We start from the raw sequence: 16,631 nt of genomic DNA on the forward strand, positions 1-16,631 counted from the left end.
GAGGCTTGCATGTTCGTGGTGCAGTAACTCGGTCAGTACTTCGTGCGTATGGCGCAAGCACTGCACCACTCCATGCGCTCCTAATCTAATACGCGCGGGCAGAGTGTTGATAAAAATCCCCAGCGCCCGTTCAGCTCCCTCTACACCCTGCATACGCCCGAACAATACCGTACCGAACACTACATCGTTCTGCCCGGTGGTTTTGCCCAACACCAGGGCCCAGGCTAAGTGGAATAGGCTTGCCGTGCTAACGCCATATCGTTGCGCCTGCTGACGTAACTCCCGAGCCAACTCCGGCTCTAGTAACAGGCGTACTTCTTCTATATCGCTTCCATCGCCACGAACATCCACCAGCCCAAACGGTGCTGTGGGTTCATCCACATCACCTAAACACTCTCTAAAGAAAGCCTCGTGCTCCTCAGTACTTACCCCCAACCTTGCCTGCGCCACGAAATTGCGGAATGGAAGTGGCTTAGGCAACTCGGCCTCGCGGCCTTGCTGTATGAAGGATATCTCGGTTACTAAAAAGTCAAGGGTCGCGTGATCCATAATCAAATGATGGCTGGGCAGTTGCAGCAGCCATCGCCCTTGCTCAGCATCTTGTGCCGCAATAGCTCGCACCATCGGCGCCTGGCGTACATCGATGCGATAATGTTCAGGATCCACATAGGCGTTTAGTCGTTCGGAAACGCTGCACGAAACACCGGTTTCTTCCAGTTCCAGCCACTCCACCTCTAGTGAGACGTGCCGGTGCACCACTTGTACTGGTTCATGAAGCCCTTCCCAGAGCACTGCTGTGCGCAAAATATCGTGACGGGTAATCAGTTGATTGAAACCAGCAACAAACTGCTCAAGCCGTTCCTGACTATCAAAACCAAGTAGGCAAGGGAGTACATAAGTATCACCCTCTTCCTGCAACCGATGATGGAACAGGATGCCCTCCTGCAATGGCGCCAGAGGGTAGATATCCTGAATATTGGTCGCTCCGCCTAGCACTGCATCTTCTATGCGACTGATTTCATCAGTATCCAAATCGATCAGTGTCAGCATATCCGGCTGGATCGACTGACAATGCTCTGGAATCCTATTGGGCGGCACAACCAGCTTTTTCCTATCAGGCTCTAAGGACAGTGCCTTGGCGAAAGCCGCCAATTCGGGCGACTGGAACAGCGTTCGCACTTGAGACTCAAGGCCTCGAACCCGCATACGCTCAAGCACACTCAGTGCCAACAGCGAGTGCCCCCCTAGCTCGAAGAAGTTGTCGTGGCGCCCTACCCGCTCGACACCCAGCACCTCGCTCCAAATCGCCGCTAGCGTCTCTTCCGTCTCACCCTGGGGTGGCTCATATTGCGCGTTACTGGCGAAGTCGGGCTCGGGCAATGCTTTGCGATCCACCTTGCCGTTGGGCGTTAGTGGTAAGGCATCAAGCATCACCACCACACTTGGCACCATATAGTCGGGCACTACCTGTCCCAGGCGTTCGCGTAGCTCGGCAGTATTGATCGATTCATGTGGCTGGGCGACAGCATAAGCCACTAACCTGTCTCCTCCCGGCCCTTCCTGGGCCACCACTACCGCTTCTCGTATAACATCGAATTCCACCAACCGAGACTCTATCTCTCCCAACTCAATACGCTGGCCTCGTATCTTGACCTGCTGATCGGTGCGCCCGATGTATTCAAGCGCCCCATCGGTGCGATAGCGGGCCAGATCGCCTGTCCGGTAAAGCCGCTCCCCAGGCACATCGGCAAACGGGTTGGGCACGAAGCGCTCCGACGTAAGCTGCGGCTGGTTCAGGTAACCCCGCCCAACACCGACACCGGCGACATATAGTTCGCCACTCACCCCCGTTGGTAGTGGGTTCAGCTGGTTGTCGAGAACGATTAGCTGGGTGTTATCGGCCGGTTTGCCGATCGGCACCACGGCTACGTGTTCGTCATCGTCGCTACGCAGTAAGTGCAGGGATACGTCATCGGCACATTCTGCAGGGCCATAGGCATTGACCAATGGGATCGCTGGATAGCGTGTAAACCATTGGCGCACTAGTTCATACGTTGAGGCTTCGCCCGTGGGCAGCAACCAGCGCAGTGCTGGCAGGTCGACTGAGGTAGTATTCAACATTCCCTGGATCAGTGCGGGTACGCTTTGCAGTACCGTGACGCCGTTGTCGCGCACATAAAGGAGCAATGCACTGGGGTCGCGTGCAATCTCATCAGGCACGATCTCGATGCTGGCGCCACACAACAGTCCCGCCAACGTTTGCCAGACGGAGATATCGAAACTCAGCGCTGCGGTCTGGGCAATGACATCGCTGGCCGACAGATCCAGGTAGGGAATCTTACTCAACTGGTTGTTGAGCATGCCACGGTGACTGACCACTACGCCCTTGGGTTCACCGGTTGAACCGGAGGTATAGATGATATAGGCGGCCTGATCAGGGTGAGCCGTTACAGCGGCATCCCCCTCTAGTCTTTCCGCCGTGACGAGATCCTCGAACACTATCATCCGCGGCGGGTTGGGCATGGATTCAAGCACAGTTTCGAGGCGCAGTGTTTGCTCAGCAGTGGCAACCAGAACCGATGCATGGCTTGACGTCAGCATATTGGCGATACGCTGATCAGGAAGTCGGGTATCCAGCGCCAGATACGCACCGCCAGACTTGAACGTACCCAGAATCATGCTTGGCAACGCTAGGCCGCGCTCGGCATGCAGGGCGACGACATTATCCTTCTTCACCCCTGCTTGCCGCAGTGCTTGGGCAATGCGATTGGAGGTGTCCTCTAGCTGATCATAAGTGAGTGTGTCTCCCTGATGGCGAACGGCAACTTGGCGTGGATGCTGTCGTACCTGCTCACGGAACAGGTCGATATAACCTCGCTCAAAGGGATAAGCAACCGACTGCCCTGTACATTGCGCCCGCTGTGTCTCCATCTCATTAACAGGCAATACGTCCAATTCATGATAGGGAGCATCAGGCCTGTCAATAATGTGCAAGAGAATTTGACGGAAGCCCGAGAGCAGCCTCTCGACCTCGGAATCGTCAAACTTTCGGGCATCGTAGGAGAGCTGCAGCATCAATTGCTCGCCAGGCACCACCACTACGGTCAAGGGGTAATTGGTGTGGGTGCGGTTGCCCTTGATAGACACATGAAGATCATGGATTTTCTCCGTTATGCTGGCATCTATCGGCGCATTTTCGAATACAAAGAGGCTATCGAATAGACTGCGTCCTTGTGACTGCTCTCCCAACGATTGAATTTCGACTAACGGTAGATGCTCGTATTGACGCATCTCCAGGTTTTTCGCCAATAGCCCATGCAGCCAATCAAGGACAGATGTTTGCGGCGAAGGGGATGACACACGCAGAGGGATCGTGTTGATAAACAGCCCCATCGTCTCCTGTATGCCCTCCAGTTCTAGCGGGCGCCCAGCCACTGTCACGCCGAATAGGATGTCATCTACCTGGGAAAGCCGCCCTAACAGCAGTGCCCATGCCCCTTGTACGATCGTATTGACAGTCAATTGATGCTGTCGGGCAACGTTCTGTAGCTCTGCACTCTCATCGTGGGAGAGCGAGGAGAATACATCAGCCACCGTGGCAACACTGTCGTGCGAACCGTGCGGCTTAAGATAAGGAATCGGCGTTATCTCATCGAAACCTTCAAGCTCATGTTGCCAATAGTTGCGTAGCACATTGGCATCCTGCTGCTGCAACCAAGCGATAAAATCACGATACGGCCTTGGTTGCGTCAACTCGTGACTCGTCCCGAGACGATAGGCATCGTAGTAGTGGAAAAAATCGCTGAGCAACAGGGAGCGGCACCAGGCATCCATCAGAATATGGTGGAAACTCTGTACGACGTAGAACAGGTTCTCCGCCAGTTGAATAAGGCGTACCTTTAGCAATGGTGGCCGTTCCAGGTCGAAGCCATCATCAAGCTCCTGACGCAATAACACCGCCAAGCGCCGATCGGCCTCATCCTCGTCAATACCGCGCCAATCGATATATTCCACAGGTGAAGGAATTTGCCTATACACCACCTGCAACTGTATCTCTTCGGTTTGCCATACGAACCCTGTACGTAGAACCTCATACCGTTCACCGACTCGCTGCCAGGCTTTCTCGAAAGCATTGACGTCGATAGGCGAAGCAAACCGGTAGCGATCCTGCATCATGTACATACCAGCGCCTGGATTGAGCAGGGTATGCAATAGCAGCCCTTGCTGCATAGGCGCCAACGGGTAGATGTCCTCAACATTGGCGACATCCAATCGCAAGCCGTCCAGCTGCCCTTGACTCAGCCCCGCCAACGGGAAGTCCGAAGGCGTTGCGCCACGAACGCCACTAGCACAGTGCTCAATCAATGCCTCTAGTTGCGCTTGGAAGCTTGCTTGCAAGGCATGTATCGCTGCCTCGCTGTGAATCTCACGACTGTAATTCCAGTCGAAGCGCAGTTGGCCATCTTGAACCCAGGCCACTACCTCAATCCAGGTACGGCGCTTGCTTTGCGGCGCGCGAGCCTGCCCTGCATTCTCTTTGGCGAGCCGCCAGGCCCCATCGCTCTGTAGGGAGCGATCCAACTGGCCTAGATAATTGAAGGTGACCTGGGGGTAGGCACCACCCACCAGCGCGGGCTCTTCTTTCAAATAGCGCAGCACGCCGTAGCCGAGCCCCTTTTCAGGCACTTGGCGAAGTTGCTCTTTGATGGCTTTTAGGCTTGAACCCGATCCCCCATTACTTGGGGTCAGGCGAACCGGGTAGAGCGAGGTGAACCAGCCTACGCTGCGACTGAGATCGACACCCTCGAACAGGTCTTCGCGACCATGGCCTTCCAGTTCAATCAGTACGCTATCTCTCTCTGCCCATTGGCACAAGGCGCTCGATAGTGCAGTGAGGAGCAGGTCATCCACCTGGGTGCGGTAGGCTTTATGCATCGGCCCCAGCAGTTGCGTGGTGGCCTCGGTAGGCAAGCTGCCAACTAGCGATGCGGTGTCGGCGACGGTGTTGCTGCCATGGGGATTACGTGCCGGTAGGCTAGGTTCTGGCTCTTTGACAAGGCCCTCCCAATAGGAGCATTGCTCAGCCAAAGCCTCCGATTTGGCATAGTCGGCCAGGGCACGCGCCCACTCATCTAGCGAGGTGGTTGCCGGTGGTAGGTCGACTGTCTTTCCTGCACTTAACTGCGCGTAGGCCGCTTGCAGGTCGTCGAGGATCACGCGCCACGAGACGCCGTCTACCACCAGGTGGTGAGCCACTAGCAGCAATCGCCCGCCGCGCTCGCCTCCCAGTGCCATCCAGATAGCACGGAACGGCCGCGCCAAACTCAGACTGCGTTGCGCAGCATCGGCGGCCTGGGTGATGGCCTGCGCCGGATCCGCATGATCGCTTACGTCCACGTACTCGAATAGATCGTCAGCTAGCTTGCCATAGGCTTGTTGCCAGCTATCGCCAACGCGCTCAAAGCGCAGCCGTAAGGCGCTATGGTGATCTACCACTGCCTCAATGGCACGCCGTAGCAGCGTGGTATCTACACCACTGACCGCTTCCAGCATCAACGACTGATTCCAGTGGTGTGGCTCGGCAAAGTTCTGCTCGAAGAACCAGCGCTGTACCGGCAGCAGCGCAAAGGCAGCAGCCTTATTGGGCTCAGCCGCTTGTTTGGTAGCAGCTAGAGGCGTGGCCATCGCCGCCACGGCGGCAATGGTCTGCCCTTCCATCAACTGCTTGGGCGTTACCTTATAGCCACGCTTGCGCGAGCGCGCGACGATCTGCAAGCTGAGGATGGAGTCACCACCCAACTCAAAGAAGTTGTCGTTACGCCCCACCTGCTCGCAGCCGATCACGTCAGCCCAGACCTCTGCCAACGTCTCCTCTGCTTCTCCCTGGGGCGCTTCAAAGGTTTTACCACTACCGGCTTGCACTGGCTCGGGTAATGCCTTGCGATCCAGCTTGCCATTGGCGGTCAGCGGCAAGGTATCCAGCCGCACTATGGCACTGGGCACCATATAGTCCGGCATGCGTTCGCCAAGCTGCGCGAGTAACGCGGCGTAATCGATGTCGCTTCCGGCTGCCATAACCACGTAGGCGAACAGTTGCGCGCGGCCTTCCTCGCTTTCTCGTGCAATCACCTCAGCCTCCGCGATGCACGGTTGATCGCGCAGCAGGGTAGCGATTTCGCTCGGTTCAACCCGATAGCCGCGAATTTTGACCTGATCATCCACACGGCCAAGGAACTCCAGGCTACCATCGGCCAGTTGGCGCACACGATCACCGCTGCGATAGAGCCGCTCCCCCGCATGGAAGGGGCTGGCAACGAAACGTTCCGCCGTTTGCCCCAGCCGCTGTAGATAGCCTTGAGCCAGCCCTGGGCCGCCCAGGTAGAGCTCACCGGCAACACCCTTCGGCACCGGATTAAGCCAGGGATCGAGCACATAGGCCCGAGCATTGGCCAGCGGTGTGCCTATCGGCAGAGTGCTGGCAGCTCGATCGGCCATGTCGGCTTGCTGGGTGAGAATACCGACAGTGGTTTCCGTGGGGCCGTAGTGATTAAGCACCTGGCAGTTTGGCTTGAGTTCGGCGATACGCTCCAGTAGCGCCCAGTCGGTCGCTTCTCCGCCCAGAATCAGGCGCTCTTGCGGCAATACATCTGCTGGGTTTGCAGCACTCAGCAGCGCCCGCAGATGGCTAGGCACAATTTTGAGCACATCCACCTGCTGTTCCCGCATATAAGCCGCAAAGGCATCCGGGTCGAAGGCGCACTCGGGAGAAATGAGGTGCAAGGTGCGGCCGGTGCACAAGGCACCAAACAACACCGTATGCCCCAGATCCGCCGCCACCGTCGACACCATAGCCAGGTTGTGGGCATCCTCTGGTAGCGCCAGCGCCTCCAGAACGCCCTGCACATAATTGGCCAGAGCACCGTGACTCACCGCCACCCCCTTGGGCTTGCCCGTGGAACCAGAGGTATAGATCACATAGGCGGTCTGCTGGGGATGAATGACGGGCAGTTCGTGCTCTACGGCAGCCGGAATATCGTCGATAAACGCCAGCTCCATTACCGGAATGTCATCACTCCAGCCGCAAGGCGTGCTGCTCAGTAGTAAGCGAGCGCCACTGTCAGCCAATTGATAGGCCAAGCGGTCGCTCGGCAGTTGTGGATCAAACGGTACGAAAGCCCCGCCCGCTTTGAGTACGGCGAGAATGCCGAGCACGTACTCGCACGAACGCTCAGCGTGAATGGCAACACGCACCTCGGAACCAACGCCTTTTGCGATTAGTGCCTGTGCCAGATTCTGGGCTTGGGCATCCAGGCTGGCATAGGTATAACGGTACTGCCCGTCGTTTACGGCTAACTCATCAGCATGAGCTGCCACCACTTTCGACAGCAGGGTGGGTATAGCCTGAGTGAGAATCTCGCTTTGGTTTCCTTCCAGCACGGAGATAGGCTCAGGTAGCGGCAGCATCGCAGTGTGAGACCGCGGATCAGCTACGACCTGCTCGGCCAGGAATCGGAATGCCTGGCAGAAACGCTCGATCGTGGTGGCATCGAATAGCTCTGCGGAGTAAGCGAATAGACCTGCTATTCCCTCGGGCTCATCGCAAAAATCGAGACTCAGGTCGAAGTGAGCAATACCCGTGAATACCTGCTCGGCTTGAATGGCCAGGCCAGCCACGTGACGCTCCGCCTGCCACATTTCCTGCTGAGTACACTTCACCTGAAATAGCGGATGTACCCCCGGTTGCCGTTCTAGCTGTAGCGCCTCCACCACTTGATCGAAGGGGACATCCTGATGCAGCTGGGCATCGATCAGGGTAGCGCTCACCTCATCTAACAAACGTTCGAAATTTCCAGTGGGATCAATCTGAGTGCGCAACACAACGACATTGATAAGGTACCCAATTAAGCCCTGAAGCTCGGCTTTATGCCGATTGGCAATCGGCGCCCCTACCTTGATATCTGTCTCACCACTAAAGCGATACAACGTCTGCTTCAATAGCGCCAAGATCACGGCGTAGAGTGAAACGTTTCTTTCACGGGCTAGGCTACGTAGCTGCTCGCTCAACTCACCGGGAAGCGTAAAGCGCAGCTGGCCTTCGCTCGGTGCGGACATCGCTTGGCGTGGGCGATCCAAGGGCAACGCTAGCGGGGGATGATCCCCGGAGAGGCGTTCACACCAGTGAGCAAGTTGGCCCTGCCGCTCACTACTGTGCTGCTGACGCTGCTGCCAAACCGCATAATCTGCGAACTGTATTGGCAGTGGTGCAAGCTTGGCTTCTTGCTGTGTACACGCGCCTTCATAAAATGCGCATAGATCATCGATGAGCACCTGTACTGACCATCCATCCCCAGCAATGTGGTGCTGCACGACAGCTAACACATGGTGCCCCGTGGACAAGCGGTAGAGAGCGACGGTTAAGGGAGGTGCCTGATCCAAGGCAAAAGGCTGCCGGGCCAGTTTGGTGAGTGCGTCATGCAGTGCCTGCTCCCGTTCATCCACGGTATCACCGAGCATCTCGTTACAGATCAGCTCAGGATGCCAATCCTGCGCTAGCCGCTGAACAGGTTCTCCCGCCTCATTCAAGGGGTAGTAAGTACGTAAAATATCATGTCGTTGTACGAGGGCCTCCAGCGCTGCATTGAGCGCTGTTGGTTCCAACACCCCCTTGAGATGCAGTGCCCCTGCCATATTGTAACCAGCGCTCTGGGGATCAAGTTGCCACGTCAGCCATAGGCTGCGCTGTCCTTCCGACAGCGGTATGTCGCCTTGGCGCTGATCATCTTCAAGACGGGGGATGGCCATCCCTCGTTGATCCGATGATGCCGCCAAACGTGCTTCGATAGCGTTAGCCATGGCAGACAAGCGCGGTTGCTCGAACAGCGAGTGCAGAGATAGCTCGACGCCCCAGTAATCACTGATGATGGCGGCTAGCCGCACCGCCGCCAGAGAATTACCACCGCTGGCGAAGAAATGAGCATCGCTGCCTAGCGGCTTACTTTGCGACTGGGTGTCGTCATCCCCCAGCACCTGGTGCCAGAGCTTCGCTAACGCTTGCTCCGTTTCGCTTCCAGCTTCCGCAGTAGAGTGCGATGACTTTCCTCCGCCCTCAGCGTCACCACCGCTGACAAAACGCCCAAAGGCGTGAATGGCGTAGGCATCCAGGCTACCCGCCTCCCAGCCTTGGCGGCAGGTGCTGCGCTGCAATTTACCGCTGGAGGTTTTGGGAAGACCGCCTGGGTTAAGCAGTAGCACTACCGAAAGCGGCTCGTGGCAAGTGCTCCCCACTGTCTCGCTTAGCGCTTCGACCAACTTCTCGGCGGGCACTAGCTTCTGTATGCCGCGGGAGACTTCTGCCGCAATGCCGATCCCTTCAGCGCCTTCGGGGGTGGTCACTGCAAAGGCCGCCACGCGCCCTTTGCGCACTGCTTCCACTTCCGCCTCGATAGCGCTCTCGATATCCTGAGGGTAGACGTTATGGCCGCGCAGAATGATCAGGTCCTTAATACGCCCGGCGATATACAGCTGCCCTTCGTGCAGAAAGCCTAGATCGCCAGTGCGCAGCCAGCGATCATCGCGGGCGTCGTGGTTCTGTGCATCAGCATCATCGGTGCGCTGCCAACTGACCCCATCGCGGGTAACAAAGGCTTGAGCTGTTGCTTCAGGGTTCTGCCAATACCCGTGCGCCACGCTGGGCCCATTGACCCAGATCTCGCCGACTTCACCACTGGGCAGCGAGTGAAGCCCCTCAGGGTCGACAATATCGATAGCGTGACCGGGTTCCGGTGTACCGCAGCCCACCAGGGTGTTGCCTTCAACCGCTGAGGCAGCCTTTCCCTCGGCCAGCGACTGTTGAGAAAAAGCCGTGCCTACCACGCCCGTACCGCGCGAATTACAGCTAACCAATAGCGTCGCTTCGGCCAAGCCATAACAGGGTGCTGCGGTGTCAGCGGCAAAGCCCGCCGGGCGGAAGCGTTCGATAAAGCCAGTGAGGGTATCGTGGCGTACCGGCTCGGCGCCTGAGAACGCAACCCGCCAGCTGGATAAGTCGAGTGCCTCAAGCTGCTCGTCGCGGATACGCTCAAGACACAGCCGGTAGGCAAAATCAGGGCCACCGCTAATGGTGCCCCGGTGGCGGGAGATCGCTTCCAGCCAGCGTACCGGCCGCTGTAAAAAGAAGGTGGGGCTCATCAATACCGCAGGGATACCGCGATAGATGGGCTGCAGCAGGCCACCGATCAGCCCCATGTCGTGGTAAAGCGGCAGCCAACTGACGAAAACATCGTCGGCACCAATCGAGAAGCCCGTCTCGATAGCACGCTCGTTCGCCATCAGGTTGCCATGGCTGACCATAACGCCCTTGGGCGTGGCCGTGGAACCTGAGGTGTACTGTAAAAAGGCGAGATCACCGCGCTTTGGGCGATGTTCGACCCAGTGTTCAGCGCGGCTCTCATCTACGGCATCCACGGGGATCAGTTCGGCGCTGCCGAAGCCTTCGCTTGCAGATGCGACCACATCGATAATCGTTGTAGAGGTGAGCACACAGGCGGCCTGAGAGTCGGCGGCAATGGCGAGCAGGCGCGCCAGATGCTGCTGCTTGGCCGACTCTGGAGGGAAGACCGGCACGGCAATCACCCCGGCATATAGGCAGGCGAAGAACGCCACCACATAGTGTTCATCGTTATCCAGCAGGATCAAGGCACGCTCACCAGCCGGGAACCGCTGCTGGAGCTCGCTGGCCAGGGCGCGGGAGCGCCGCTCCAGGGTGGCGTAGTCAAGGGTGGTCTCACCTTGTGCGTTCACTACAATCAGCGCCCTGTCGCTGGGCCTTTCCCGGGCCAGGCGACTTAAATGCTCAACGAAGCTGTGGTTAGCAACGTTATGGGATGGGTGGCTGTTCATTGTCTGAGCGTGCCTAATATTCATATGCGTACCTGCTGGAACTCCTGGCCGTGAGATGAGGCGTTATGTTTAGTCGTTGGAGAGGTTGCCGTGACCTTCCGCCATGGCGACGACGACTTTGCGCGGCCCTTTGAACGGCGTGCGTGCATGGGCGACCAGCATGTTGTCGAGCATTAGCACATCGCCTGCCTGCCAGGGGAACATCACCGTTTCGTCGGCCAGTACGCCGCGGATCTCATCGAAGATGGCATCGTCGATGGGGCTACCATCGGCAAAGAAGACGTTGCGCGGCATGTCTTCGGGGTCTAGCAGCTCTTCCAGCGACTCTCGTACCTCTGGCTGCAGGTTGGAGACATGGAAAAGATGGCCTTGGTTGAACCACACCTGCTCACCGGTGACAGGGTGAGTCTCTATGCTTTGGCACAGTTGGGTGGTACGCAGGTCGCCATCGGGCTTCCACTCACAGCGAATACCCGCGCGCTGGCAGAATGCCTCCACTTCAGCGCGGTCTTCGGTGTTAAACACCTTTTGCCAAGGCATATCGAAATCGCCGTAGTTGCGTACGTAGAGAATGCCGGGGGCAAAGCGCTCGCGGATCTCTGCGGGCATACGGCGGTAAATAGCGCGGCTATCGGCTATCGGCGTCTCTCCACCTTCGGGGGAAGCGGTGACACAGTGGAACCAGATTTTCATTGGCCACTCGCGGGTGTAGGCCTGCTCATTGTGGAGGGGAATATGTTGATGAGCGGGGTACTCGGTCGAGGTATAAATGCCTGACGAAACCGCTGAACGCGGTGTTGAGGCGAACTCATAACTCAGCAGAGGATGACCAAAGGCGGCAGCAAACTGCTGAAAATCGTCCACGGAGGGAACATCGAAACCTCTTAGCAACACCCCACCGACTCTGGCCACCAGCGTCTCAATATCCGCGCGCAACTCGCCAAAGGCTTCCAGCAGTGGCTGCCCTGGGTAGGAGGGAGAAATCATAATGGGCAGCTCCGAATCAGCAGGCCCCTGACGTTTGGATATGGTGTTGGTTTGTTGCGTTGGTGTTGCGCTTTGGCTGTCCATTATTGATCTCCTGAAAATTCGTTGAGTAGCGTTTGCCCTGGGCGTTTGTGTGGGAATAGCCTGAATCGACATAGCCTGAATCGATATAACCCAGGGCAGCGGCATAGCCACTCGGCGCTGGCAGCGGCCATGCTTGCAAAGGTGATGACACGGGAAGCGAGTGCTCAAGGTGATAGGTGCCTGGCGACCCTAAAGAGGAAGTGATCGAGAGCGCCTGCAAATGATCAGCGATGCCCAGGCCCAGGGCTTTGAGCACCGCCTCTTTAACCACCCAGCGCTCCATGAAGGGCAGTGCGATGCCGTCGCGTGCGTGGTCGAGCTGCTCACTCGGCGATAGCACCAGCCCTTGCAGCGGCGCCAGTTCGGCCTCGGGTCGGCAACGCTCAATATCGACCCCCACCGCTCCGCCGGGAGCAATCGCGATCAGGGCGACATGGCCAGAGTGGGAGACATTGAAAGCAGGCCCATCAGCGTTTTCCAACGCTGGTTTGCCGTAAGCGTTCTGAGTGAACACCAACTTTTCTGGCGCTATACCGGTGTGCGCTGATAGCAGTCGCCGCAGGGCCGCTCGAGTCGCCACGGCGCGTACGACATCGGCGTGACGGCGAAGCCGCTGGGCGCGCTGCCACTCGGCTCGACTCAGCAACCGATCATCTTCGTCAGCCACCGGGGCGTTCAGACCGAGCGATAAGCGCCAGACTTCAAGCCCCTCAGGAGCCCCTTCAGCTAACTGCAGGCGCTGCATGGGGCACCTCCTCAAGCCGTCGAGTCAGCGCCCGTTCGATAGTCTCCAGCACTTGTGCTTGCTGCTGGCGAATAAAGAAGTGCCCTCCTTCGAACCAGTCCAACGAGAACGCCCCGCCGGCTTCCCGCTGCCACGCTTCCAGACGCTCTTGCTCGATATCGTCTTCACGCCCGGCGAGTACCTGCAGGGGGTAAGCAAGCGGCGACCCGCCGCGATAGCGGAAACTGCGGCAGAGGCGATAGTCCGCCATCAAGATATCGAGGGTAAGGCGCAGCAGCTCAGGGCTTTCGAAGACCTCCTCTGGGGTGCCGCCCTGTTGGCGTAGATCCGCGATTAAGGCCTTATCGTTATCAAGCCCCGCTAAACGCTCTGAGTCGCGCATTGAGGGTGCCGCACTGCCTGAGGCGAATAGCATCCGTGGCTGAGGTCGCCCTACATCGCGCAAGCGAGCTGCCATGCCGTAGGCCAACAACGCCCCCATGCTGTGACCGAACAGGGCAAAGTCGCCGCGCATCCGCGTTGCTTGCTCTTCGCACAGCCGCACGACCTGGGACTCGAAGTCATCGATGAGCGACTCACCCAGGCGCTCACCACGCCCAGGCAGCTCGACGGGATATACCTCGATCCAGGCGGGCAACTGACGCTTCCAGCGCAGATACATGGTGGCGCTAGACCCGGCACAGGGCAGGCAGAGCAGTCTTAAACGCTTAACCTGCATCCACCTGCTCCGCCTCAGCGTTAGCCTGCTCATCCATCCACTGGCGCAGCGACAGTGGCCGCATATCAGTCCAGGTCTTTTCGACGTAGTCGAGGCAGGTTGGCTTATCGCCGAGTACGCCGGTATCGGTCCAGCCAGCGGGAATCGCTTTCCATTCTGGCCAGAGGGAGTACTGCTCTTCGTGGTTGACTAATACGCGGAAGACACCATCTTCACGATCAAAACAGCTTGTCATGGGACTAACCTCATCGTTGCCAAAGGAATGAGAAATAAAACGCAATTACTTCTCATTACTCAATGACGAGTGAGGCGTCAGAAAATTTAATGCTGGGGGAGGAAAATAGAAAAAATAAGGGGAGGGGTCGCTAGGGCGTCGGCATAGAATTACCTTTGCCAGGCTAAGAATTGCACCAGTAGGAGGCAGCTTTAGCTCGCGACCATTTAGTTAGCCTGACAACCGAAGGAGGAGAGTAAAAAAAACAGTGACTGATCAGTTGCGCTCATCACCACTTGGAATCATCCCCGTTAGCAGCCATAGCTGTTCGGCTTCACGAAATACACGGCGGTGCTGAGAAGAAGCCGCTAACCACGCATGAAGCGCCTCGCGATCAGCGTCGCTCAACGTCTCTTCATGCTCGCGCATCAGCCAGTCTAGCGCCGTTTGCCAAACGGCATCATCGCCGCTGTCGTTATCCATCGTTACTGTCAAACCTCGCTACTGCTGCCTGCTGAACACCTGTCTCGGGAAGCGTGTAATATTATCAACGCTATTTGCTGACAGTGTAACAAAGCGACAACAAAGAAGGGACGGAACGTGGGCTTACCGATCTGGCAACGTTTAACCTTGTAGCGACTGGCGGCAATGCGTCAATGCATCGCGAATCATAAAATTAACTAACGTGGTGGAAATACCTAACAAGTGGGCCACTTCCCGCTGCGTATGACTTCCCGAACGATAGAGCTCAAAAGCGCGACGCGTACGCTCGGGCAGCTCGTCCAGCGCGTCCACCACCTGTGCCAAGGCCTGGCGGTCAATCGCGATCACCTCTGGAGAGTGTGACGCGTAAGAGGTGGTATCCCCCTCCTCTTCTTTTGCAAACAAAGTTGACTCAAACGCCGAACGGCGGCAACGGTCAATGGCGAGGTTGCGCACCACACGTGACACGTAAGATATGGGCTGCTTCACCTCAAAAAGCGTGGTTGCTTCCGAAATTTTTAGATAGGCGTCCTGCACGACATCATCGGCTTGATCAGCATTGCCCAATACTCTTGCGGCGACACAGCAGAGCCGGGGCCGCTGATTAACGAAGATATCTTCTAACTCAGCGCTCCAGGTCTGGGTATCCACAGCTCGGCCTCCTGCCTTGATTAACACCACGGAATAAATGGCAATAATTATTATTTGCGTTAGAGCCTGACAAGTCAACTGGTGAGAGCTAACTCACTTTTTATAACGATATGCTTGTTGGCAGCACTACTTCATGAGATGTTTCTCGTCTCCTCTCCAGCCCTTGTTACTTCGTTGCCACCAACGCCTTTACCTTAGCTGCGAACAACACTCGGCGCGCTGACAACTCGTGGCTAGGCATTTCAGCCCCTGAGCATGCTAAACTACTGCTGCTCGTATCGCTGTTTCTTGCTCTGGAGACCCACCGTGACGGATGCCCACCGCCGTAAGTTACCCATCGGGATTCAGACGTTCTCGGATATCCGCGAAGGGAACTATTACTACGTCGATAAGACACCGCACATTGAGCGTTTGGTTAACCAGAACAAATACTACTTCCTCTCGCGGCCACGCCGCTTCGGCAAAAGTCTCTTGCTGGACACCCTGCGCTGCCTGTTTGAAGGTCGCCAGGCGCTGTTCGAAGGGCTGTATCTCCACGACAGGTGGGACTGGCAGCAGCGCTACCCGGTGATTCGTATTAGCTTTGCCGATGGCGTGATGCAGGGCCGTGAAGGGCTGGATGAGCGTATTCGTGAGCAGCTACGCGTTCAACGAGAGCGACTCGGCATTACCCACCACCATAAAACCGATATACCGGGTGAATTTTCCGCCCTCATTCGTGCCGCCCACCAGCAGAGTGGTCAGCGGGTGGTCATCCTGATTGACGAGTACGACAAACCGATTCTGGATAACATCCTGGCGCCGGAGCATGCCCGGGAACTGCGCGAGGGCTTGAAGAACCTTTACAGCGTTATTAAAGACGCCGATCCGCACCTGCACTTCGTGCTGCTTACCGGCGTGTCCAAATTCAGTAAGGTCAGCCTTTTCTCAGGATTGAATAACCTCAACGATATCACTCTGGATGCCCCCTTCAGCACGATTTGCGGCTATACCGACGAGGACATTGACACGGTGTTCACCGCTGAGTTGCCCGGCCTTGATCGCGAGGCGATCCGCCAGTGGTATAACGGCTACCGCTGGGGTGGCCGTGAGGTAACGTCCGTCTACAATCCCTTCGACGTGCTGTTACTGTTTCAGAAACGCGAGTTCGGCCCGTACTGGTTTGAGTCTGCCACACCGACGTTTTTGGTGGATATCCTCAAGCAGCGCGGAGTATTTACCCCGTCATTGGATCATTGGGAAACCGAGTATGAATTGCTCAGCCAGTTTGATGTTGACCAGATCAGCACTGAAGGTCTGCTGTTTCAAACCGGCTACCTCACCATTCAACAAGTAGAAGAGCCTCTGCGGGGCTACCGCCAGTACACCCTTGGCTTCCCTAACCGCGAAGTCGAAACCAGCCTCAACCATGCGCTGCTGCCGTCACTGGGGGTCGAGAACGCCCCACGCGAGCGCAGAACACTGTTTCGTCATTTAAGCCAGCACGACCTGGCCGGATTGGAAACGCACCTCAAAGCGCTCTACGCAGGTCTGCCCCACGACTGGTACCGCAACAATCCCATCGCCAAATACGAAGGGCATTATGCCAGCGTCTTTTACAGCCACTTTGCGGCCTTGGGGCTGGATGTAACCGTGGAGGACGCCAGCCACCATGGCAAGGTGGATATGAGCGTGGACTTTGGTGGGCATATCTACCTGTTTGAGTTCAAAGTGGTGGAACAACTGCCGGAAGGTAAAGCGCTGGAGCAGATCAAACATAAAGGCTATGCCGATAAGCACCGCGCTTCGGGCAAGCCCATCCACCTGATCGGCGTGGAGTTTTCCAGCGTTGAGCGCCAGATTGTGGCGTT

Annotated in this window: 8 protein-coding genes; 1 reads left to right on the forward strand and 7 read right to left on the reverse strand. The window is 57.1% G+C overall.

Annotated elements, in window-relative coordinates; translation table 11 throughout:
• From HALA3H3_RS02320 to HALA3H3_RS02350, 7 genes are all read right to left on the reverse strand, one after another.
• A partial coding sequence (locus HALA3H3_RS02320; RefSeq protein ID WP_053856868.1) for a non-ribosomal peptide synthetase occupies positions 1–10,899 on the reverse strand: 10,899 nt, incomplete at its 3' end.
• 69 nt (positions 10,900–10,968) lie between these two features.
• Entirely contained in the window at positions 10,969–11,970 is a 1,002-nt protein-coding gene (locus HALA3H3_RS02325; RefSeq protein WP_022522941.1) for a TauD/TfdA family dioxygenase, read from the reverse strand.
• Complete coding sequence (locus tag HALA3H3_RS02330) at positions 11,903–12,715, reverse strand: 4'-phosphopantetheinyl transferase family protein (protein WP_022522942.1); 813 nt, start codon at positions 12,713–12,715, stop codon at positions 11,903–11,905. The genes HALA3H3_RS02325 and HALA3H3_RS02330 overlap by 68 nt, the downstream gene beginning before the upstream one ends.
• Positions 12,693–13,433, reverse strand: coding sequence for a thioesterase II family protein (locus HALA3H3_RS02335; RefSeq protein WP_022522943.1), 741 nt, complete (start codon positions 13,431–13,433; stop codon positions 12,693–12,695). Before HALA3H3_RS02335 ends, HALA3H3_RS02330 begins: the two co-directional genes overlap by 23 nt.
• A complete protein-coding gene (locus HALA3H3_RS02340; protein ID WP_022522944.1) occupies positions 13,423–13,668 on the reverse strand; it encodes an MbtH family protein in 246 nt (81 codons plus the stop codon). Before HALA3H3_RS02340 ends, HALA3H3_RS02335 begins: the two co-directional genes overlap by 11 nt.
• Positions 13,669–13,923: 255 nt before the next feature.
• Entirely contained in the window at positions 13,924–14,142 is a 219-nt protein-coding gene (locus tag HALA3H3_RS02345) for a FecR/PupR family sigma factor regulator (RefSeq protein WP_230804654.1), read from the reverse strand.
• A 129-nt stretch (positions 14,143–14,271) separates the two neighbouring features.
• Positions 14,272–14,781: an RNA polymerase factor sigma-70 gene (locus HALA3H3_RS02350; RefSeq protein WP_022522946.1), complete on the reverse strand. Its 510-nt coding sequence runs from the start codon at positions 14,779–14,781 to the stop codon at positions 14,272–14,274.
• Between the two features lie 255 nt (positions 14,782–15,036).
• Between HALA3H3_RS02350 and HALA3H3_RS02355 the strand changes: the two genes are divergently transcribed.
• Positions 15,037–16,631, forward strand: a 1,595-nt coding sequence (locus tag HALA3H3_RS02355; protein WP_082116802.1) for an ATP-binding protein, incomplete at its 3' end; no start/stop codon positions are given.

This window comes from Halomonas sp. A3H3 (genome assembly GCF_000982975.1).
GTDB classification, from domain to species: Bacteria; Pseudomonadota; Gammaproteobacteria; order Pseudomonadales; family Halomonadaceae; genus Vreelandella; species Vreelandella titanicae.